Origin of the sequence: Paraburkholderia sp. 22098 (assembly GCF_052045935.1) — a bacterium.
In the GTDB taxonomy this organism is placed as follows: domain Bacteria; phylum Pseudomonadota; class Gammaproteobacteria; order Burkholderiales; family Burkholderiaceae; genus Paraburkholderia; species Paraburkholderia caledonica.
The window spans coordinates 1-22171 of sequence record NZ_JBQEPV010000011.1; the positions used below are offsets into that span (position 1 = coordinate 1).

General features: G+C 63.5%; 18 protein-coding genes and 2 riboswitches. Of the genes, 6 read left to right on the top strand and 12 right to left on the bottom strand.

The genetic code is table 11. The features are described 5' to 3' along the window. The first annotated feature begins 413 nt into the window (after positions 1 to 413). Complete coding sequence (locus ACTJLB_RS22520) at positions 414 to 1358, top strand: flagellar brake protein (protein ID WP_410802372.1); 945 nt, start codon at positions 414 to 416, stop codon at positions 1356 to 1358. Positions 1359 to 1394: 36 nt separating this feature from the next. Here ACTJLB_RS22520 and ACTJLB_RS22525 read toward each other — a convergent pair whose 3' ends face one another. The 4 genes from ACTJLB_RS22525 to cobW form a co-directional block, all read right to left on the bottom strand. Continuing rightward, a complete protein-coding gene (locus ACTJLB_RS22525; protein ID WP_392395278.1) occupies positions 1395 to 2033 on the bottom strand; it encodes a vWA domain-containing protein in 639 nt (212 codons plus the stop codon). Positions 2034 to 2107: 74 nt separating this feature from the next. After that, positions 2108 to 3190, bottom strand: a complete 1083-nt coding sequence (locus tag ACTJLB_RS22530) for an ATP-binding protein (protein ID WP_440784499.1) — start codon at positions 3188 to 3190, stop codon at positions 2108 to 2110. Then, the gene (gene cobN / locus ACTJLB_RS22535; RefSeq protein ID WP_440784501.1) at positions 3187 to 7002 is read right to left on the bottom strand and encodes a cobaltochelatase subunit CobN; all 3816 of its coding nucleotides are present in this window, start codon (positions 7000 to 7002) and stop codon (positions 3187 to 3189) included. The genes ACTJLB_RS22530 and cobN overlap by 4 nt, the downstream gene beginning before the upstream one ends. Positions 7003 to 7008: 6 nt before the next feature. Continuing rightward, complete coding sequence (cobW, locus tag ACTJLB_RS22540; protein WP_087754427.1) at positions 7009 to 8112, bottom strand: cobalamin biosynthesis protein CobW; 1104 nt, start codon at positions 8110 to 8112, stop codon at positions 7009 to 7011. Between the two features lie 157 nt (positions 8113 to 8269). Next, positions 8270 to 8550, bottom strand: a riboswitch (cobalamin riboswitch). Between the two features lie 69 nt (positions 8551 to 8619). Further along, positions 8620 to 8864: riboswitch (cobalamin riboswitch) on the top strand. A 230-nt stretch (positions 8865 to 9094) separates the two neighbouring features. Here cobW and cobA point away from each other — a divergent pair. From cobA to bluB, 5 genes are read left to right on the top strand one after another with little or no spacing between them, the layout of a single operon-like run. Next, complete coding sequence (gene cobA, locus ACTJLB_RS22545; RefSeq protein WP_440784502.1) at positions 9095 to 9862, top strand: uroporphyrinogen-III C-methyltransferase; 768 nt, start codon at positions 9095 to 9097, stop codon at positions 9860 to 9862. Then, positions 9859 to 10281 (top strand): cobalamin biosynthesis protein, encoded by a 423-nt coding sequence (locus ACTJLB_RS22550; RefSeq protein ID WP_440784503.1) that lies wholly within the window; start codon positions 9859 to 9861, stop codon positions 10279 to 10281. Before cobA ends, ACTJLB_RS22550 begins: the two co-directional genes overlap by 4 nt. Beyond that, positions 10278 to 10880 (top strand): cob(I)yrinic acid a,c-diamide adenosyltransferase, encoded by a 603-nt coding sequence (gene cobO, locus ACTJLB_RS22555; RefSeq protein WP_020071504.1) that lies wholly within the window; start codon positions 10278 to 10280, stop codon positions 10878 to 10880. Before ACTJLB_RS22550 ends, cobO begins: the two co-directional genes overlap by 4 nt. A 2-nt stretch (positions 10881 to 10882) precedes the next feature. Continuing rightward, positions 10883 to 12181, top strand: coding sequence for a cobyrinate a,c-diamide synthase (locus tag ACTJLB_RS22560; protein WP_440784504.1), 1299 nt, complete (start codon positions 10883 to 10885; stop codon positions 12179 to 12181). Beyond that, complete coding sequence (bluB, locus tag ACTJLB_RS22565) at positions 12165 to 12845, top strand: 5,6-dimethylbenzimidazole synthase (RefSeq protein WP_440784505.1); 681 nt, start codon at positions 12165 to 12167, stop codon at positions 12843 to 12845. Before ACTJLB_RS22560 ends, bluB begins: the two co-directional genes overlap by 17 nt. Before the next feature lie 6 nt (positions 12846 to 12851). Here bluB and ACTJLB_RS22570 read toward each other — a convergent pair whose 3' ends face one another. The 8 genes from ACTJLB_RS22570 to ACTJLB_RS22605 all read right to left on the bottom strand — a co-directional run bounded on the left by ACTJLB_RS22570 (position 12852) and on the right by ACTJLB_RS22605 (position 22146). Continuing rightward, positions 12852 to 13493: a DUF4136 domain-containing protein gene (locus ACTJLB_RS22570; RefSeq protein ID WP_440784612.1), complete on the bottom strand. Its 642-nt coding sequence runs from the start codon at positions 13491 to 13493 to the stop codon at positions 12852 to 12854. Positions 13494 to 13533: 40 nt separating this feature from the next. Further along, positions 13534 to 16113, bottom strand: a complete 2580-nt coding sequence (locus ACTJLB_RS22575) for a CHASE2 domain-containing protein (protein ID WP_440784506.1) — start codon at positions 16111 to 16113, stop codon at positions 13534 to 13536. 76 nt (positions 16114 to 16189) lie between these two features. Next, on the bottom strand, positions 16190 to 17683 hold the full coding sequence (locus ACTJLB_RS22580; RefSeq protein WP_440784508.1) for a FecR domain-containing protein: 1494 nt from the start codon (positions 17681 to 17683) through the stop codon (positions 16190 to 16192). Continuing rightward, positions 17680 to 18417 (bottom strand): response regulator transcription factor, encoded by a 738-nt coding sequence (locus ACTJLB_RS22585; RefSeq protein ID WP_087754416.1) that lies wholly within the window; start codon positions 18415 to 18417, stop codon positions 17680 to 17682. Before ACTJLB_RS22585 ends, ACTJLB_RS22580 begins: the two co-directional genes overlap by 4 nt. 1194 nt (positions 18418 to 19611) lie before the next feature. Next, positions 19612 to 20256 carry a septal ring lytic transglycosylase RlpA family protein gene (locus ACTJLB_RS22590; RefSeq protein ID WP_440784509.1) on the bottom strand — a complete coding sequence of 215 codons (645 nt, stop codon included), beginning with the start codon at positions 20254 to 20256 and terminating at the stop codon, positions 19612 to 19614. Between the two features lie 146 nt (positions 20257 to 20402). After that, a complete protein-coding gene (locus ACTJLB_RS22595; RefSeq protein ID WP_440784510.1) occupies positions 20403 to 21218 on the bottom strand; it encodes a peptidoglycan DD-metalloendopeptidase family protein in 816 nt (271 codons plus the stop codon). Between the two features lie 177 nt (positions 21219 to 21395). Continuing rightward, a complete protein-coding gene (locus ACTJLB_RS22600) occupies positions 21396 to 21680 on the bottom strand; it encodes a hypothetical protein (protein WP_440784511.1) in 285 nt (94 codons plus the stop codon). Between the two features lie 193 nt (positions 21681 to 21873). Further along, complete coding sequence (locus ACTJLB_RS22605; protein ID WP_440784513.1) at positions 21874 to 22146, bottom strand: hypothetical protein; 273 nt, start codon at positions 22144 to 22146, stop codon at positions 21874 to 21876. Positions 22147 to 22171: the final 25 nt, after the last annotated feature.

Below are 22171 nucleotides of genomic sequence, written 5' to 3' on the forward strand. Positions count from 1 at the left end.
ACCAAACCTTCCTTTCATTACTGTGTGAGACTTGATACTTTCGCTTTATGTGAATCCGGAGATCCACCCGCGTCGCGCATCAAGCGCCCACACTTATCGGCTGTTAGTTTTTAAAGATCATTCGTGAAGAAGCTCTGCTTTCTTCGCGTCCGTCATCAAACGGGAGGCGAATTATGCGATGCAGCCCGCAGCCCGTCAACCCCTCACCTGCAATTATTTTCAAAAAGTTGAGAAACGGAACGAGCAGTACTTTTTCAGCGTACCCGCAAATAGTTAGGTATCCAACACAATTTGCCGACCTGCCCCGACTACGAACACACGAAAGAACTGCCGCCGCCGTCTCGCATCAATTAAAGCTCTCTCGCCGGCCGCCGTTAAACTGGATATCCCGCCACTCAAACGATCGCTGCTCAATGGACGAATCAGCAGACCAGCAAGTCCCGAATCCCGCGCCAGCAGCGCCTTCGTCGGTCCTCAGCGCCGACGCGGTACCGGTAGGCACACCGCTCGAATGGCCGATCGTCGATGCAGACGGCTCGCTGCTTTTTGCAAGCGGCACAGTTCTCGCAACTGCCGACGAAAAAGCCTTTCTCTTCAAGCACTTCGAGCCGCGCCGCGGCGACCTGGCGGACGCGGCAGCACAGCCGGCAGCCGTAGCGGATACGCATGCCGAACCGCAAACACCGCTGACGCTCGCCGACATGCACGTCGAAATCGGGGCATTGGTTGGCGTACGCTTGCAAATGGGCAGCGGCGCGCCAATGCATCCATGCCGCATCATCGGTTTTGCGCCGAATCATTCGCTGTTCATCACTCCGCCGCTTCAGCAGGGGCGCATGCTTGCGCTCGGCCTCGGTGAAAACATCGACATCGTCGCGATTGCAAGTCAGGCGGTGTTCCGATTCGTATGCACCGTCGAAGCCGTCTGCCGCTCTCCGTTCGATTACGTGGTGCTGTCGCGCCCCGGCCCCATCCGGCGTCTGCGCGAACGCAAGTCGATACGCGTTCAAACGCATTTCGCGGTGCGCTTCGGCATCGGCGAAACCGGGGACACGTACGACGGTCTCGGCGTAGCGAAGAGCCTCAGCGCGCTTGGCATGTCGCTGATGGCGCCGTGGACCCTGGGTGCCGTCGGCGACCGGTTGCGCGTGGCTTTCCGGCTCGGATCGGCGGAGATGGACACAGAGATACAGACCACGGCCGTGATCCGAAACCTGCAGAAAAGCACTGGCGCCGATAGTTCTTCGGTACATGGACTCGAATTCGATCAACTCGAACCGGCCCAGCAGATAGCGTTGAAGGTCTTTGTGTTCGATCGTCAGGACGACGTGCAGCAGTGGTCGCACGGCTTCAAATGAACCCGCAGCAAGCAGTGCGCGAAGCGCGCTTGCCTATCAACCAATCAGTTCTTCCGGCGTGACGCGGCGTGCGCCCCAGGCGCTCGCCATCCGCTCGCAGCGGCCGAGCCGTATCGCGCCACGCTCGAAGTCGACGAATACGACTTCGTCTGCATCCAAGGGACGCGTCGCTTGATCAGTCGTGCGGCCGTCGGTCAGAACCCAAAGCCAGCGCTGTTGCGCCGGGTTGCGGCGCGCGCTGCGCCCGAGCAACTGCGTTGCGTGTCGAATGCCCGCAGCGAACGGCGTCCCGCCGCCACCGCCGACGGGCTCAAGCCAACGCTCGTTCCACCAGCGCGGCACTGCGGGGCCAAAGCGTAGGTCTGCGCCGGCGCCGCCGAAGCAGATCAGCGCAGCCTCGGCACGCATTGCACTCGCGCGATCGAACAGCGCAATCAGCAGACCTTTCGCGAGTGCGAGGCGCTGACCGGCCAGCATCGAACCGGAGCAATCGAGCACGAAACAATGCAGCACACCGCCGGGCGGAGTCTCGCGCACGAAACGCAGATCTTCGGCACGCAGCGCGGGTTGCCCGCGCTCTTCCCGCTGCTCTTTCGCTCGTCGCTGCCCACTCGCAGCAAACGTCTGCGGCCATGCGATACGGCGCGTTGGTTCGCCACGCGGATCTGCACGCACATTGCTGTGCGTCTGCGCCCGTCGCCGCCATCGGAAACCGCTGCGCGAGTCAGCGGCGGCGCCCTTCCGATGGCTCAGCGTTTTTTTACGTTAAGCGGTATGACGCCTTTGACGTGCGTCGTCGCGGATGGCTGCGGCGGCAGATAACCCCAATCGCCATCGCCGGCCTCGACATCGGATGATGAGGGCATAGCCGAACTCTGCGGTAAATCACGCGACAGTGCTTCGCCGCCAGCCGCATTGTCAGCGGTCGATGTATCCCGCTGACGCCGCCTGTGCACGAGCACCGCTTCGGCAACGCTATCCACATGCTGCGACGTTACAGCATCGCTCTGCTCCAGCGCCGCGAGCGCTCGCGCGGCGCGCAGCATCACCAGGTCGGCGCGCAAGCCGTCTACTGCGGCGTCGATGCACAACGCGCTGACATGCGCATGCACGGCGTCGTCGAAAGAAAGCTGCGCGAGCTTGTTGCGTGCTGCACGGATCCGCTCGACGTAATGCGCCTGCTCACGAGCGTAACCGGCACGAAAGGCCACCGGATCGAGATCGTATGCGAGCCGCGCCTTCACGATCTCTTCACGCACGCGCGGCTCGAAACAGTTCTGCAACTCGACCATCAAGCCGAAGCGGTCGATCAATTGCGGCCGCAACTCGCCCTCTTCGGGATTCATGGTGCCGATCAGCACGAAGCTCGCCTCGTGACTATGCGATACGCCGTCGCGTTCGACGGTGTTCACACCGCTCGCTGCGACGTCGAGCAACGCGTCGACGAGCGCATCGGGCAACAGATTCACCTCATCCACATACAGCACGCCGCGATGCGCCTTGGCTAGCAGCCCCGGCGAAAAGCGCACGGAGCCGTCGCGCAGTACGGTTTCGATATCGAGCGTGCCGATCAGACGATCCTCGCTCGCGCCCAGCGGCAGATTAACCAGTTGCCCTTCGGGCAGCAGCTCGGCGAGCGCGCGCGCAGCTGTCGATTTAGCCGTGCCTCGCGGCCCGCTCACCAGCACGCCACCCAGCCCCGGATCGATCGCGGCGAGCAACAGCGCTTGCTGCAACGGCGCCTGACCGATCAATGCGGAGAAAGGAAACGCCGGCCTTTGCGCGGGGTTTTGCGCAGGATTTGGCCGCGCATTTTGCGTGGCTGCATTCATGATTGCATTCCTTCAATCTGCTGTTCGCTCGCGAGCAGATGCTGTTCGACCTGCGCGCGATAGTCGCCGGGCGTCTGCCACAGACCTCGCTGCATCGCTTCCAGCAGGCGCTCGCAAATCGAATGTAACGCATGCGGATTGTGCCGCTGCAAGAACTCTCGCGTATCCGCATCGTTCAGATAAGCATCGGTGACGAGCGCATATTGATGGTCCGCGACCACACGCGCGGTCGCATCATAGCCATAGAGATAGTCGACCGTTGCTGCAATTTCAGAAGCGCCTTTATAACCATGGCGCTTTACACCGTCGATCCATTTCGGGTTGACCACGCGCGAGCGCACTACGCGCGCGATCTCCTCGTGAAGCGTGCGAACGCGCGGCGCGGCGGGGTTGCTATGGTCGGCGTGATAAACGCTCGGCTGATTGCCTGCAAGATGGCGTACGGCCGCGACCATACCGCCCTGAAACTGATAGTAGTCGTTCGAATCGAGCAGATCGTGTTCGCGGTTGTCCTGATTCTGCAATACGACATCCATCGCGGCGAGGCGTGTGCCGAATGCGTGACGCGCTTCTTCGCCGGTGCTTTTCTGCGTGTACGCATAACCGCCCCAAGCCTGATATGCATTCGCGAGGTCGGCATCGGTCTGCCATTGCTGCGAGTCGATCATGTCCTGCAAACCGGCGCCGTAAGCGCCGGGACGCGCACTGAATACGCGCCAGCCGGCGCGCTTGCGTGCCTCGGCCGCGTCCATACCGTGTGCGATCAATGCATCGCGTTCCCGCAGCACACGCTCGCGAATCGGGTTCAGTTCTGCAGGTTCGTTCAGTTCTGCAACGGCTTGCACCGCAGCATCGAACAGATGCATGACGTTCGCAAACGCGTCGCGGAAAAAACCGGATACACGTAGCGTGACGTCGATGCGCGGCCGGTCGAACGCTTCGATCGGCATGATTTCGAAGTCGGTCACGCGATGGCTGCCCGGCGCCCACTTCGGTCGCACCCCGAGTAACGCGAGCGCTTGCGCAATGTCGTCGCCGCCGGTGCGCATCGTCGCGGTGCCCCACACGGACAGACCGATCGCACGCGGGTAATCGCCGTGCTCCTGCAAATGCCGCTCGATCAACTGCTGCGCCGACTTGAGCCCGAGCGACCAGGCCGCTTGCGTTGGGACCGCACGCGTGTCGACCGAATAGAAATTTCGGCCGGTCGGCAGTACATCGGGTCTGCCACGCGATGGCGAACCGCTCGGCCCCGGCGGCACGAATCGCCCTTCGAGACCGCGCCTGAGATGCGTCATCTCCTGCGTACCGCATGCGTCGAGCCGCGGCAGCACGTCGTTGCGCAAGCGCTCGATCACGCGTCCTGCCTGCGGCAGCGGCGCCTTCGCCAATGCGCTCGACGTATCTGTATCCGTATGCGCTTGCGGCTCGCATAGGCTCCGCAGCATTTCCGCTGCGAACAGTTCCAGACGCTCGCGCGTATCGCCGCAATGCCGCCAGGGCGCATCGCTGACCTGTTGCAGAATGTCAGGACGCGGGCCTGTCCAGGCCGTGGACCAATCCACCGATAGCGGGTCGAAGAAGTGATCGATCTGCAGATCGCGCGCCAACGCATCGATCAACCCTGCGTTGCCACCTTGCCCATCGCCGACGGGAAAGCGCGCTAACGCAAGCAGCGTATCGCGTCGTTGCACTGCTTGCGGCGATTGGCCGAACGTATGCAAACCATCGCGAATCTGCGCTTCTTTCAACTCACACAGCCACGCATCGACGCGCGTGAGCAACACATCTTCGTCGTCTTCACCCTTCGGCTCGGACAGGCTCAATTCTTCATGCAGCTTATGTTCGACGATAGTCGCGAGGATCGTGCGCCGTAACAGCTTCGAGCGGCGCGGGTCGATCATCAGCGCTTCATAGTATTCGTCGACCTGGCGCTCGAGGTCCTGCAACGGGCCGTAACTTTCGGCGCGCGTGAGCGGCGGCATCAGATGATCGACGATCACAGCTTGCGCGCGGCGCTTGGCCTGACTGCCCTCGCCCGGATCGTTGACGATGAACGGATACAGATGCGGCATGGGCCCGAGAATCAGATCCGGCCAGCACGTATCGCTCAACGCAACACTCTTGCCGGGCAGCCATTCGAGGTTGCCATGCTTGCCGACATGCACGACCGCGTCGATGCCGAACTGATGACGCAGCCAGAAATAGAACGCGAGATACGCATGCGGCGGCACGAGTTCGGCGTCGTGATAGCTCGCGTAATCGCCCTGCTCGCGCGAACGCGACGGCTGAATGCCGACGAACACGTGGCCGCAACGCCAACCCGCAATCATGAAACGGCCGCGCCGCACGCTCGGGTCGTGCTCTGGCGAGCCCCAGCGCGCATTCAGCGCATTGCGCGCTTCGGCGGGCAGCGCGTTGAAATGGGTGAGGTAATCGGCCAGCGCAAAGCTTTGCAAAGCGGGCCGCAGATCGCGCACCACGGGATCGTTCGTCACGCCCTCGGTCAGCTTCTGCAACAGCGCGTCGCCGTTATCGGGCACGGCTGCCACGCGATAACCTTCGTCGCGCAACATCGACAGAATGCCGACCACCGACGCCGGCGTATCCAGTCCGACGCCATTCCCAATGCGACCCTCGCTCATCGGATAGTTGGCGAGAATCAGCGCGAGTTTCTTGTCCGCGTTGTCGAGCGAGCGCAGGCGGCACCAGCGGCGGCTCAACCCGGCAATAAAATTCACGCGTTCGTGATCGGGCTGATAACGCACCACGTCGACTTCCGTATGCGGACAGCGATACGCGAGTCCCTTGAAACTGATCGCGCGCGTGATGATGCGCCCGTCCACTTCGGGCAGCGCGATATGCATGGCGATGTCGCGCGAATTCAGGCCCTGATTGTCCTTGAGCCAGTCCTCGCGGTTGCCGCCGCTCAGAATCACCTGAAGCACAGGCGCGTCGCCGGCGAGCGCGAGCGGTTCGGGATCATCGATCGCGGACGCGGCGAACGCAGTCGTGTTGAGTACGAGCGCCGCGTTATGTTGCGCGCACAACGACTGTACGACTTCGCGACTCATCGCGTCTTTCAACGACGTAATCGCGATTGGCAGCGGGTTCACGCCTTGTGCGTCGAGCGCTTCGATCAGCGCGTCGAACACCGCTGTGTTGGCCGCCTGAAGATGCGCCTTGTAGAACAGTATCGCCGCGACGGGCGCATCGTGCCGCCAGCGCGCTTGCCAGTCGGCGATTGTCGGCGTGTCGCGTTGTGGATGGTAAAGCGACGCGGCCGGCAACGCGCGGGGCGGCCCAGGCTCGTGTCCCCAACCGAGCGCGCGATACGCGATGCAGCGCAGAAACGCCTCCGCATTCTGGGGACCGCCTTCCCGCAAATAACGCCACAACTGATGGCACAGATCCGCGTCCGCGGTGCTGCGCGCAAGCAGATTGGGATCTTCCTGCAGATCGCCCGAAAACATCGCGAGCGTTTGCTGTTTGCGCTCCGCTAGCGCGACGACCTGTTCGATACCGTACGGCCAATACGCTTCGCCGCCAAGATGATCGACTACGACGACGCGCGCGTGTTGCAGCACATCTTCGACGTAGAAATCCACCGACGCCGGTTGCCGCAGATACGTCACGTTCGCGAGGCGCACGCTCGGAAAGCCGTCGCCGAGACGAGGAAACACGCTTGCCAGCAGCGACAACGTGGTGTCCGCAGAACTGAGCACGACGATATCCGCAGGCCGCTGATCGATACGGATCACGCCTTGCGTATCGTCGACGAAACCGCCCGGCGTGGTGCGCAGCAGATGCATGTGCGCTTACGCCTGTTGCGCTGCGACGCCCGGCACCTGGGCGTTCGACACGCCCAGCGCCGCGTCGAACGCGCGCTGCAGCGCGGCTTGATCGAGGTCTTCACCGATCAGCACGAAGCGGCTTTCGCCCGCCTCGCCGGGTTGCCAGCGCCGATCGAAATAGCTGTCGAAGCGCCGGCCCACGCCCTGAATCACGAGACGCATTGCAGCGCCCGGCAACGCCGCGAAACCCTTTACACGGTAGATCGTGTTGCTCTGAACAAGCGCTTGCAGTGCGGCGATTACCGCGTCACGCGACAGCACGTTTGCATGCACCACTACCGAATCGAATTCATCGTGGTGATGATCCGCATCGTCCGCCGAGCCGTGATGGTCGTGGCGCAAGTGAATCGTTTCTTCCGATGCGGCTTCGAGCCCGAACAGCGTGTGCAGATCGAGCTGCCCCATGTGCGCGCGCACGACCTTCACTTGCGGCGGAATCTCCTCGCGGATCACGGCTTCGACCGCGTTCTGACGAGCCTCATCGAGCAGATCTGTTTTGTTCAGAATCACCAGATCGGCTGAAGCCAACTGATCTTCGAACAATTCGTGCAGCGGCGATTCATGATCCAGATTCGGATCGGCTTTGCGCTGCGCGTCGACAGCGAGCGGGTTTTCCGCGAACTGGCCGCTCGCGGCAGCGGGGCCGTCGACCACGGTAATCACCGCATCGACGGTGAAACTGTTTTTGATCTGCGGCCAGTTGAACGCCTGTACGAGAGGCTTCGGCAACGCGAGACCCGATGTCTCGATCAGCACGTGGTCGATCTGCTCACGGCGCTCGACGAGCTTTTCCATCACCGGAAAAAACTCCTCCTGCACGGTGCAGCAGAGGCACCCGTTCGCGAGTTCATACAATTGCCCTTCCGTTTCGACACCGTTCTCGTCGCAACCGATGCCGCAACCCTTCAGGATTTCGCCGTCGATACCGAGTTCGCCGAACTCGTTGACGATCACCGCGATGCGCTTGCCGCCTGCGTGCTGAAGAATGTGCCGCAACAGAGTGGTCTTGCCGCTGCCGAGAAAGCCCGTGACGATGGTGACGGGGATCTTGCGCATTTGAGTTTGCATCGTGAGGTCCATCCCAGTAGTTGCAGGCGCCGGCCGGCGTAGTCCGCACGCATGAGGTCCAGCGCGTGCCTCGGGCATGAACGACGGCCTTGCTACAACAGGAAAAACGCAGAAAACGGGTGTGAGGGCATGAGCGCAGCGCCGCATCCCCGCGACGTTCGCCCTTCGTGTTCCGGCCGGTATCCGGGCTGGCGAAAGCGCCGCTTCCCCTTCCCGGACGAGTGATTTCTCGCCCAGTGGTGATATGCCCACGCGGCCTTGCGCGTGGACACCGAAGCCGGCACTGCGACACCACGCAAACCGCCGTGACGTCACTTTTCGCTTACCGTTGCGGGGGCAGCACAGGTTGACCCAAACCGTGACAGGCGGGCGCCCTGTTTCCCGTTTAACTGCATGCGCACGAGCGCGCACACGAGCACCAGAAGTGCGTGCGAGTTTAGGCCGACCGTCTGGCGCCGTCAAGGAAACGCGGGCCCGGCGCGCTTATCGCACGGGCTTCTCGTGTGCTATCGTATGCGCGCGTTTGGTGCCCGCACATGCATTCGCGTGTGCAGTTAAACGGGAAACAGGCAGCGCTCCCGCGCTCAACCTGTGCTGTCCCCGCAACGGTAAGCGACCTGCGGTGCAATGTTCATGCTGCGCCGCGCATGCGTTTTCGATGCCACTGTCCGATACATTCGAACGAATGCGGGCGGGAAGGCAAAGCGCGTGAGGCCGCCAGCCCGGATACCGGCCAGATGCGGAGGCGGCCGTGCGTTTCTCGACGTCACGCCGCCGGCAGCCGGAATCCGCGAGGGACGGATGTGAAGGCGCTGAAGCACGGCGAGGCAGCCGGGTTCGCACCCGCGCGTGCCGTCGTGCGTGAAGACACCGCTTGAATGACTTCGATCTCCAATCACCTGGGCCCGTTCGCGCGCCGCACTGCATGGCGCATGCCGGCGGGGCGCGCAACGTCGTTGCCGTGCACGGTTAGCGAGGCGCGATGACACGCGCGTGGCTGATCGGCGCAGGGCCCGGCGACGTCGAACTGATGACGTTGAAGGCAACGCGCGCCCTCGCACAAGCCGACGTGATACTCGTCGACGATCTCGTGAATCCTGACGTGCTGCAATTTGCGCGCGCCGACGCGTCCATTGTTTACGTCGGCAAACGCGGCGGTCATCCGTCGACGCCGCAAGAAGGCATCGTCGCGCAAATGCTCGAGCATCTGCATGCTGGGCGCAGCGTCGCGCGACTCAAGGGCGGCGATCCGTTCGTATTCGGCAGAGGCGGCGAAGAGCAGCAGGCGCTGCATGCGGCCGGAATCGAGGTAGAGATCGTCAGCGGGATCACAGCCGGAATCGCGGCGCCCGCAGCTATCGGCATTCCGGTTACACACCGCGATCACGCGCAAGGCGTGATATTCGTGACCGGCCACGGCGCGGGCAGCAGCGAGCCGGATTGGGGGGCGCTCGCCGCCACTCACATGACCCTCGTCATCTACATGGGCATGCGGCGGCTGAACGATATCGTCAGCGCATTGCTCGCAGCCGGCATGCGCGCCGACACGCCGTGTGCGGCGATCGAATCGGCTACGCGTCCCGAGCAACGCCATGCGCTTTCGAGGCTTGGCGAATTCGCCGATGCCGTCGCGCGCGCGGGACTCGGCTCGCCTGCGATCGTGGTGATAGGCGGCGTGGCGTCGCTCGCGCTCGCGCGTGCCGCCGCGGCAAGCTCATCAGATGCGGCATCTTCGCCGGACGCGAAATGAAAACGCTTAGCGTGGGCATCGGTTGCCGCCTGCATACATCGGCGGACGAGATCGAAACGGCGGTGCGCGCCGCGCTCGGTTCGCACACGTTCGAACAGATTGCAACGGTAGCCTCTATTGAAACGAAAGCCGACGAGCCGGGCCTGCTGGAGTTCTGCGCGCGTCACGGGTTCGCGCTGCAAGTGTTCAACCGCGAGCAGATCCTCGCGATAGATGTGCACGAACCGTCGGCTGCCGCGCGCGAGCATCTCGGCGTGGACGGCGTATGCGAACCGTGCGCGTTGCTTGCGGTGGCCGCCGGTTGCACCGCACATCTGATCGCCCGCAAAACCGTTTACGCTGGTGTCACCGTGGCGATCGCATCGACCGCACCAGCGCCAGCACACAGTGTCACCACCATCCAACAGGACCTTCCATGAAGACCGATCCCGAATCGCATCAACGCATGACCGAACGCCGGCGTGAAGGCCACGAAAAGAAGCAGGCCAACGCGACCGTCGAAAAGGGCCTGCTGATCGTCAACACCGGCACCGGCAAGGGCAAGACAACCGCCGCTTTCGGCATGGCCGTGCGTGTGCTCGGCCACGGCATGCGGCTTGGCGTCGTGCAGTTCATCAAGGGCGCCCTGCATACGTCGGAGCGCGACTTCCTCGGCGCTATTGCCAACTGTGACTTCGTGACGATGGGCGACGGCTACACCTGGAACACGCAGAACCGCGACGCCGACATGGCCACCGCACGCAAAGGTTGGGATGAAGCACGCAGGATGATTGAAAGCGGCGACTATCAGATGGTCATCCTCGACGAACTGAACACCGTGCTCAAGTACGAATATCTGCCGCTCGACGAAGTGCTGTCCGTCATCAACGCGCGTCCGGCGATGCTGCATGTGGTCGTGACCGGCCGCCACGCGCCCGATGCGCTGATCGAAGCGGCCGACCTCGTCACCGAAATGCGCATCGTCAAGCATCCGTACCGCGAGCAAGGCGTCAAGGCGCAGCGCGGCGTGGAGTTCTGAACGTGTCCGCCTGCCCTGCGCTCTTTGTCAGCGCGCCCGCGTCGGGTCAAGGCAAGACCACGATCACCGCGGGCCTCGCGCGCTACCATCGGCGACTGGGGCGGCGTGTGCGCGTGTTCAAGACCGGGCCCGACTTTCTCGATCCGATGATCCTTGCCCGCGCAAGCGGCGCGCCCGTGCTGTCGCTGGATCTGTGGATGGTCGGCAAAGATGCCTGCCGCAATCTTCTCGCGCAGGCAGCGGACGAAACCGATCTGATCCTGATCGAAGGTGTGATGGGCCTCTTCGACGGCACGCCGAGCAGCGCCGATCTGGCGACCGAGTTCGGTGTGCCGGTACTCGCGGTGATTTCGGCGAAGGCGATGGCGCAAACCTTCGGCGCGGTCGCGTTCGGCCTCGCGAATTTCCGGCCTCAGGTCCCGTTTCATGGCGTGCTCGCGAACCGCGTCGGTTCCTCGCGTCACGCGCAGATGCTCGAAGAGGCGTTGCCGGCGACTCTGCGCTGGTGCGGGCACATTACCGCCAGCGACGAAATCGAATTGCCCGATCGCCACCTCGGCTTGCATCAGGCCGCGGAAATCGACGATCTCGACGCGCGTCTGGATCGCGCCGCCGATGCGCTCAGTCATACAGCGCTGGCCGGGCTGCCGCCCGCGGTGGAGTTTGGCGCGGCTACGCCACAAGTGCTTCCCCACCTTCTGCACAACAAAAAAATCGCCATCGCGCGCGATGCCGCGTTTTCGTTCATCTACCCGGCCAATGTCGCGCTGCTCGAAGCGCTCGGCGCCCACGTTCACTACTTTTCGCCGCTCGCTGACGAAGCGCCGCCCTCCGACACCGATGCGCTGTATCTGCCCGGCGGATATCCCGAACTGCACGCCGCGGCGCTCGCCGCGAATGCCCGCAGCGCCGCGGCGATCCGCGCACATGCGGCGGCCGGCAAACCGCTCGTCGCTGAATGCGGCGGCATGCTTTATCTGCTCGATAAGCTCACTGACACGCAAGGTGTCAGCACGTCGATGCTCGGCTTGCTGCCCGGTCACGCGACGATGCAAACACGCTTCACCGCGCTCGGCATGCAACAGATCGACAGCACGCATGGCCCCGTGACCGGCCACACGTTTCACTACTCGAAGCTCGGCACGCCGCTTTCGCCGTTGCGCTCAGCCACGCGGCCTCAAGCCGATGCACCCGGCGAGGCGATATACCGCGTCGGCTCGATTGTCGCGACTTACATGCACGCTTACTGGCCCTCCAACCCGGCCTTCACGGCCGCTCTGTTCAATGGCGAAGCCTTTTAACGAAGCCGACCGCGACGCGGTTTATCGCGCGATTTACGAGCGCCGGGACATGCGCCACTTCGTGCGCGATCCCGTCGATGCCGCGGTATTGCAGCGTCTGCTCGATGCCGCGCATCATGCGCCGAGCGTGGGCTTCATGCAGCCGTGGCGCATCGCGCGCATCACCGATCCCGCCTTGCGTACTGCGTTGCATGCGAACGTCGAAAGCGAACGGCTGGCTACCGCCGACGCGCTCGGCAAGCGCCGCGAAGAGTTCATGAAGCTGAAAGTGGAAGGCATGCTGGAGTGCGGCGAGCTGCTCGTCATGGCGCTGATGGACGGCCGCGAGCGGCATATTTTCGGCCGCCGCACGCTGCCGGAAATGGACCTCGCATCGGTGGCCTGCGCGATCCAGAACATGTGGCTCGCCGCCCGCGCCGAAGGGCTCGGCATGGGCTGGGTGTCTCTCTTCGACGTCGATGCAGTGCGTCGGCTCCTGAGCATGCCGGAAGGCGCGCGGCCGGTCGCGATACTATGCCTTGGCCACGTCGACCGCTTTTATAGCGAGCCGATGCTGCAAACCGAACGATGGGCGGAGCGCACGCCGCTCGCCGATTGCGTATTTGAAAACCGCTGGCCCGAAGATCCGATACCGAACGAGCAGTCGCCGCGCGACCCGCTGTAGCCGGCGTTATCTTTGCAACGGCGTCACCGAGACCACGTCCGGCAGGCTGCCTTCTGGATTCGGGCGCAATTTCACGCGCCAGTCGGTCGGTGCGTCGAACGGGAATTGCACCAGCGCGCTTCTGATCAGCGCGGGCGTGGCGTGCAACGGATCGGCGTCGCGGTCGGTACTGGCCGCGCTGACCTTGTACACTTCGCGCCCGCTCACACGTTCGAAAAACCGCAGCGTGAGCGTATGACGGTAGACGCGTGCGCCGAACAGCGGGACCGATGCGTCGGTCTGCGGGCCGCAATTGCCAGATGCACAGTCGCTCACACCAACGCCGATTTGTGCTGGCCGCGTCTCGTATCCGACCGAGAGCACGTAATGCGCAGGCCGCTCCGCCGTATCCGCGAAACCCTGCTTCGTCAGCTCGTCACGCAGCACGGTTTCGAACTGCGCATGGTCGACGCGCGCTTCCTGCATCGGCAGACGCGCGAACGTGTACGTCCGCTCGCCATCTAGTGCGGCTGCGGGCGTCGCGGTGTGCACGTCGGCGTGCATGCCGGTACATCCGGCGAGCGTCGCCGCAGCGAGCGCCGTACACACCAGAGTCGCTTTCATTGCGTTCACCGCTTTCATCGCTTTCACCGCTTTCATCGCTTCCATCGCTTTCACAGTTCGCTCCCCGATTCGATAAGACGCGCGCTCAGGCGTCATGACGCCGGCTCGCAGGCCGATCCAGTTGCGCTTCTTCCAGTGCCGGCAGATAGATCGTGACTGCCGTGCCCCGCCCGGGCGCGCTCACCACGTCCACTTCACCGCCATGGCGCGTCACCACTGTCTTGACGAAAGCCATGCCGAGCCCGGCGCCGCCCACTTCTGGCCGCTCTGTTTCGTGAAAACGTCTGAAGCGTTCGAATAGCTGTGCCTGCTGGTCTTGCGGAATACCATAGCCCTGGTCGCGGATCGTGCACGACACGCGTCGCGTCGCGCGATCCGATGCAACCGCCATAGTGAAACCAGCCGTCGCCGACGTGCGCGCGGGCACCTCGTTCGATAGCTCACAGGTGATATGCGTGTCGGGCGGACTGTATTTGACCGCGTTGTTCAGGATGTTGACGAGCGCACGCGTCAGGAGCGAACGATCGGCGCAGATCCAGTGGCCCTCGTCGCCGTTATCGTCCATATCGCGGCCTTCTGCCGATAGGTCCGTTTCCGTGTGCAACGCGATCCGCTTCGCGTGCGCTTGCGGCCAGACTTCATCGCTCGCGTCGATCATCAGCTCGGCGAGATTCACCGGCTCCAGCAGGTAGGTTTGCGACTCGGCGCGCGCGAGTTGGACGAAGTCGTCGGCGAGTGTCAGCGCACGTTGCGCATAGCGTTCGATGCGCTCGAGCAAGCCGCGCGCGAGCACCGGCTTCTCGCGGGCCCGATCGATCTCGACGAGCGCCAGGATCGACGCCTGCGGCGAGCGCATATCGTGCGACAGCAGCCGAAGTGCGTCTTCGCGCTGGCGCTCGGCGGCATGCAACGCAGAGACATCGACGAGACCGGCGATCCATCCAGTCGTCTCGCCCTGAGCATTCGTGCAGTTCGCATAACGCAGCAGATGATCGCGCCCGTCGGCGTCGCGCACCTCGACGCCCTGCGCCATCAGCGCGGCAAATTCGCGGCTCGTGGGATCGAGCAGCGCGGGCCAGTGCGCGCGGGCCAGCAGATCGTTTTCGGCATCCGATCCGGCTCCGCTATCGATGGCCTTGACGAACGTCAGGCCACCCAGCACCGCCTGCATGGAACGTCCCTCGGGCATCGGCGCGCCAAGACGTGCAAAGTGCGCCCTCGCGGCATGGTTCGCGATCAGCACGATGCCCTGCATGTCGCTCACGAGAATCGGCTCGGGCATGCTGTCCAGGCTGTCCCACATAAAGCGCTTCATGTCCTGCACGCGTTGTGCGGCTTGCGCCATCAGCGCCATGTGCTGTTCGAGCACGTCGCCGCCAAACTGGCGCCGGCGCTGCGGCGTTTGCGGCAGCAGATGCGGTTCGTCCGCGAGACGCTGCAACTCCTTGCGCAGATACGCCATCGTCATTTCGAGGCGGCGCCAGTTCCAGATCGGATAAACGGCCACCACGCCGAGAATCGCGGGCACGGGCGACAACCACAGCTGCGCGCCGTACAGCAGAATCGCACTGCCGGACATGGCAAGCAGGCACAGCGCGCCGGTCAGCAGCAGCGAGCGGCGCGGCGACAGCACGAGGAAACCGGCCAGCAACGCCGCGAGCGGAGCCAGTGAGACGACGAGCAGCAGCCATCGTGCGGCAGGCGCGACTTCGCGGCCGGTGAGCAGCGTATCGAGCACGTTCGCGTGAATATAGACGCCGGGCAGCGGCCCCAATGCACCGGATACCGGCGTGGCAAACCGGTCGTAAAGACCCGATGCGGTCACGCCGATTACGACGATGCGCCCGCGCAATTTCTCGGGCGGGACCTGGCCCGCGAGCACGCTTGCGAAACTGAGCTTCTCGTAGCTCTGTGCATTCGGGCTGAACGGGATCAGGAAGCGGCCGTCGCTCGCCGCGTCGTTGCGCGCACCCGTTCCCCGATCGCTTGCATCGCTCGCTGATTCCAGAGACGCGCGCCTCGCCGGCTGCACATTCAGCCCTAGCGCGCCGCGTTCTGCCGCCCGCGCCACCGTGAGCATCAACTGCGGCCAGCGCGAGTCGGCGTCGCCTTCGAACTGGGCGACGCTGCGCACGATGCCGTCGCTGTCCACTTCGAGATTGATATGCCCGAGGCCGGCTGCCGCGCGCACGAGCGGCGCCACCGGTTCGACGACGGCAGCGGGCGCGCCTCTCCCGGCATCCGTGAGGAGCACCGGCAGATAGGTCGGACTCAGCGCAATCGCGCGGGCAAGTTCGGCGTCGTCGGGATTGGTTTCGGTGAAGAGCACGTCGTAGACGACCGCGGCGGGCTTTGCCTTCGCGACCTGCTCGAGCAATCGGGCGTGAACGCTGCGCGGCCACGGCCAGCGGCCGAGTTGCGCGATGCTTTCATTGTCGATTTCCAGCACGACGATGTCCGGCAGCACCGCCTGCGCATGCAGACTCAGTAAGCGGTCGTACACCAGATGATCGACGCTCGCGCTCATGCGACCCAACGAACTGAGCGCGATCACGACGAGACCCAGGCATCCGATAGCCGCCCATTCGATCAGAAAACGACGGCCGGCGCGCCGTCCGAGACGGGCGCGCGGGTCGAGGCTCAAGCGCGTGGATGTGTTGGGCAAGGCGCGATGTCAGAAGGTAGACAGCCAAAAACAGCAAGCGGACCGGGTCACTTCCGGGCCAGTGAATCTACCAGCGTCAGCGCGCAAGCGTGAACGTGCGAACTGCGCTGGCCGTCGCGTACAAGCGCCCGTTTTCGAACTGCTCGGCAACGATGGTCCAGTAATAGACGCCTGGCGGCAGATCGCTCACCACCAGTTGCCCGCCCGTTAGATCCGCGCGGTCGACAATCGGATGGCGCAGATCGGCCGTCGTCGCCATGACGAAGCGAAAACGCGTTTGCGCCGACGCCGGCGCGCGGCTCACGAACCAGCGGAATTCGTAATCGTGGCCGCCCACGCGCGGCGCGGCCGACGCGCCGACCGCGAATTGACGTCTCTCGAAGGCATACACCTGCGGCAAACCTTCTAGCCCGTTCGCGTCGATCGCCGCAATGCGCACGAAATACGTGCCGTCTGCCAGATCGCCGAATTCCGCATGTGGCGCGCTCACGCGAAGGTCGCGGATGAGGTCGAGCTGGTCGGCGTCGCGGGAAATCTGCACGCGGTAGGTTGTTGCGGATGTTGCAGTTTCCGCGGCTCCGGCGGCCTCGGCCGGAATCAGATCGAAAGCCACCGTCTTGGCGTCCTGCACTCTCGCCGGCTCCTTGAGCGCAGGTGCTGGAAGCAGTGCAACTGCATCGCCTATCGCGGCGCCGGCTCGCGTCACGCTGCCGAAGCGTTCCGTGAGCAGTTGCGCCGACGCCTGCAGCGGCACGCCTGGCGGCGGTGCAGACTTGCGCGAAAGCGCCGCGACCGGATCGACGCCGACCGCGCCGTCCAGCACTTCGACAGCCGTGGTTTGCGCGTCGCCGTCGTAAGCGACCCTGAAGCGCGTCCCACGCACGCCCGCCACCACCGACGGCGAACGGATCTGGAAGCGGTCGTCTTTCTTCGTCGCATGCGTGACCTGGCTCTCGACCTGCCCGCGGCGCAGTTCCAGTTGACGGTCACCCGCGCCCGTCAGTGTGGTCCGCCGCAACCTGTCGATGTCGAGCGCGCCGTCCTGCGTCATCGTGAGATGAGAGCCATCCGACAACTCCAGTGTGACGAAACCGTTGGGTCCGGTGCGGATGCGATCGCCTTCGCCAAGCGTCGCGCCCGCCGTCAGCGGCAGATAAGGGCTCGCACCCGACGCATGTTCAGCTGGACCGCTCGTCGCGATCACACGTGCCGTCTCCGGGTCCTGCTTCAGTTTGTCGGCTGGCAGACGCAGCGCAATGCCGGCCGGCATGCGACGAGGTGCGGGCACGTGATTCAGGCGACTGAGCACGGCCCAGTCGGCGGTGTCGCTGAGATAGCGGCTCGCGATTTCATAGAGTGTGTCGCCTGCGTGCGTCACATAGGAAACATAGGCAGGAGGCGCAGCTTTCGCGCGCTGCTTGGGCGCCCGTGACGGCTGCGCATGTGCCGAAGCGGGCGCAAAGCAGGCGAAGGCGAAGAGTCCCGCGGCGGCTAGTACGGCGCTCGCGCGGCGGCCAGCCGAGCCGGTCCTGCCGCGTATCGCTGAAGCGTCGTCGACGGAAAACGTCACGCCTGCCCCGCTTGCGGACGGTCTGCCGCTGGCGGTGTATCGCTTGCTGACTCCAGCCGCTCCAGCCTGTAGCCATAGCCGTATATCGGCGTCAGACGGTAGCCGTGTTCAGGCCGCAGGCCGAGCTTGCTGCGCAGCATCGACACGTGCGTGTCCATCGTGCGCGACGGGATGTCCGTCGCCTGCTTCCAGACGACGTCGAGAATATGCGCGCGCGACAGCGGCCGGCTCAGATGCTGGAACAGCAACAGCGCGAGTTCGAACTCCTTCTGGGTGACCGCCACTTTGGTGCCGCGCACCACTACATGCTTGGCATGCAGATCGAACTCGAATTCGCCGAAGACTTCCGTCGCCGCCGACGGCTTCAGGTGATAAGCGCGGCGCAGCAGCGAACCGACGCGCGCGAGCAGTACGGCGGCCGGGACCGGCTTGACGACGTAGTCGTCGGCGCCGATGTTCAGGATCGACGTAATGTCGCTCTCCTGGCCGCGGTTCGTCATGAACAGCACGGGCAAGCGTTCTGACAGGCTTTCGCGCACCCAACGCAACACTTCTTCGCCCGACATGTCAGGCACATTCCAATCGAGCACGAGCAGATCGAATGTCTGGCGCCGCAACTGCCGCACCAGTTCGCGTCCCGCAACGTATGCATGACAGACGTGGCCCGCTGCCGACAGCGTTTGGCAAACCAGATCGGCTTGCGCCGAATCGTCATCCAGGACAGCAATTCTCATAAAAACCCCGCAACGCGACTTCGTCGTTTGTTCGTCGTTCGTTCGTCGTTGCCGGTAATGGGCGCAGCGGCGTATCGGCGACCGCGGCCATTACCGGCAAGCCGGCGGATCGACCGGGATGCCGGTGCTCGCTGGCACCGGCGATCCGGCCTTTCATTCATCTTCAGTTCGAAGTTTGTTTGACTCTCTTTCGACTAATGGTCCTTCGCCTCGCGCCCCGTACAACCCTGCTGCCACCCCATCTCAAAATTAGCGCGCATTTTTCGATTTGGGAGCGGCGATTATCAAACCGCCGATAATCATAATCGAAAAGACGGTCGATCTTTGCTGAATGCCATTAAACGGTTCAGCGGCGGCTGCCGGCTCGCATGCTGCTTTTGCCGGTTTTGCGCGCCGTTCCCGACGCCTCTCAGGTCCCGCCGGCCAGTTTCGGCCCGTATGGGCCTGCCATTAAAAAGGTGGTCTCTCTCGCACACTGCAGGCCCCGCGCCTGTCTTTTTCAAACCGCGACAAGCTTTTCGGGAAACAGCGATTTGACAATTTGAGTGAGTATAGAAACGGTCTCAAAATAAATCGTTTAAGGATTGTTAAATCGGTGCTGCCGCTGTTGTAGATTTGCAATGAAGCTGTCGAGTCCGCACAAACCAGTCAAAAAACAATGGATCAGTGGATGGACACCTCGCACTGTGACGGCGTGCAATTAATCGCGGAGCAAAGCTTTCAGGTTATGTCTTGGGCAACCGCTCAATACACCGAGTCGCGCTCCGATTGCCCGGGCGCCCCGCGCGTTTCGCGGCATGGGTCGTTGCGCGCCGGCCGTCGAGAGCAAAAAAAACGGCGTCGTGCCTGGTCAGGACGACGCCGTAAAAACATCACACGCTCGCGGGGGCTACCTCACGAGTGCACAGAAAGTAACCGCTCAGAAATTCATTCTCAAGATGAAAGAACTACGTTTGTAACGAACGACGCGGTAGATATTACGCAGGCCATAACAACCATCCCGAAGTTGCAATGCCGCGCGACATCGAACCCTGGGGGATGAACGGTGCGGACATGTGAACATTTACAGACGGCGATGATTTGTTACAGACGGACGTGAAAGCGAAAAACTCGCACGCCAGTGCTGCATTCTCTCGAGCATGAGTCACGCGACTCCCGGCCGCATCGAAAGCTGCGAAAGCTTGCGGCCGACCCTCACGCTGCCCGCTCTGCCCGGTCAACACAGCGACGAGCGCCGTTCAGACCACGCGCGGGCGCAATGTGTTCGAGCTTGACGGGCAAGGTACCCGCGACGTTCACACCGATTGCCTCAGCAGCGGCATACGAGAGATCGATGATCCGTCCGTGCACGAACGGCCCACGGTCGTTGATCCGCACGACCACCGAACGTTCTCGCCCCACTGCCGTCACTCGCACACAGGCGCCCAAGGGCAAAGTGCGGTGCGCCGCGGTCAATGCGTGCATGTTGTAGCGCTCGCCGCTCGCGGTGCGGCGACCATGGAATACCTTGCCGTACCACGACGCGAGGCCAGTCTGCAGAAAGCGCCTGCTGCAAGCGCAAGCCGACGCGGCCGGCGAATCGTCATCCGCGGACTGCGCGTCGGACTGCGGCTCGGATTGCGGCTCGGCAGCCGATAAGCTCGGCGCAAGTGCTGCGGCCCGCTCGTCATCATCGTTGTAGCTACCTTGCAATGCATGAGGCGCCGTTTGCCCGACTGTACGAATGGCCGGTTCGGCGCTGCTCAGGGCGGAGCGGTCAACGACCGACGGCGCGCAACCCGCCAACGCCAACACACAGCCAAGCGACGCGAGCGTGAGACCGAGAGGATTTGCAGCCACGCGGAGAGAACCAATGAAACCGGTTGAGCCGGTGCAGTTGGTGAAGCGAAAAGTCATAGGGCATTACACTGCGCAGCGCGCTGCACGAAACAGCACGCCGCGTCGGTCCGGTTCGAGGAAAGCGGCAATGCCGCGTGGGCACCGGCTTAAGGGCGCTTCGGAAGATAGAGGAGCGGATCGACAGGCTTGCCGCCGTCGCGCACTTCGAAATGCAAAGACGCGTCGCCGTGGGAGTCCGACGAAAGCTCGGCAATCGCCTGCCCTTTCTTGACGAGCGCGCCGTCTTTCACCAGCAACGCGCGGTTGTTGGCGTAGGCGGTCAGCAAATGCGAGTCGTGCTTGATGATGATCAGCAGACCGTAAGCCGCAATGCCGCCGCCCGCGTAGACGACCCTGCCGCTCGCCGCCGCTCTCACCTGTGCGCCGGCGGCCGCAGCGATCGCAATACCCCTGGTTTTTCCTGCGGCGAACGGCGCTTCAACCGGCCCGTTAACCGGCCATGCGAGTCGCGCTTTGCCGATGGGCGCGACGCTCTGCACTGCGTTCGCGCGGGGTTCTGGGCTTGCAGGCGTGCGCGCATTCAATCCGGCAGGCGCGCTGGCAACTCCCGGCGGCGGCGCGACACGCAGCAGTTGCCCGGCATCCAGCGCGCCATCCGACGACAGATGATTCCACTGCGCAATAGCCGCTGCATCGCGGCCAAAAGCGCGGGCGATGCCGGTCAAGGTATCGCCCGAATTCACCCGATAGAACCCAGCCGGAACCATTGCCTCATTAGGCACTGCCGGCAATGCAGGCACTGCTGGCACTGCGGGCGCCCAGCTGGAGGGCCACGCCAACGGCGGACTCGCAGGCGGGCCGCTCGGCGCGAGCAGGGAGCAACCGCTCAGCGCGCCGGCCAACGAGAAGACGAGCAGGATTGGGACAGCCGGTGTGGCGAAACGGGGCAAACAGATTTTCATTAGAGCAGTGGGCGAGATCGGGGTAGTGCAAGGCGGCGCATCGGGCTACCGTTGCTGCGGCGGCGCGGCGATCGGCACGGCCGTCGGCGCGGCCGTCGGCACGGCGGCCAGCACGGCGAGGTCCGCCTGTCGAACACGCTGCGCAGTCGGCGCGCGCGTTCATTGCGGGCGAGAACATCAGCAATCGTGTTTCTTTGCGTGGCCCGGCGGGCAATGAGTGCCGCGATTGAAGCGATAAGCATCGTCGTGGCCTGCTTCACGCGTGCGCCGCCCTTCCCACTCGTCGCGGCTCCACGAACGGTGACCGTCCCAATAACGTCCGCCGTGCCAGCCTTGTGTCGCTGGAGCATTCGCAGTCGTGCGTGCGGACGGGCTGAGTTCGAATCCAAAGCTCTTTGCCTGAGCGATGACGGTCAGGCTCATCGCGCAGCCGAATCCGATCGAAAGACAGATACGTTTCATACAAGAGTCCTAACTAAATAGACGTGATTGCAATCAGCAACGCGAACGACGCTCTGCGTCAGCCACCGGGCTGCCCTTAAAAAGACCGTTTTTTATGTCGCGCGCAGAAATTCGTCGTTGAACTGCACGCAGCAAACGGGCCGATGTCATGCACCGGCCCGCGTCTTCACAGGCTCGCTACGCGGCGTAACGGTTACGGCTTGGCGGGCGCTGCTTCGTCGGACCCCGGTGCGGCATCCTGTTCGCCGCCTGCAGCCGATGCTGCATGGTGCGAATGCTTGTGCGAATGCTTATGCGCGTGCTTGTGTTGCTTCGTGGTGTGGTGTTGCTTGACTGCCGGCGTTGCTTCCTGCTGGGTAGCAGCAACAGCAGCTTGCGACGATGCCGCGACCGGTGCCGAAGCCTGCGCAAACGCTGCGATCGAGAAAAGGCCGGCAACAGCGGCGGCGACGAAATGCTTGTTCATAACGGTTATTTCCTTAACGTACTGC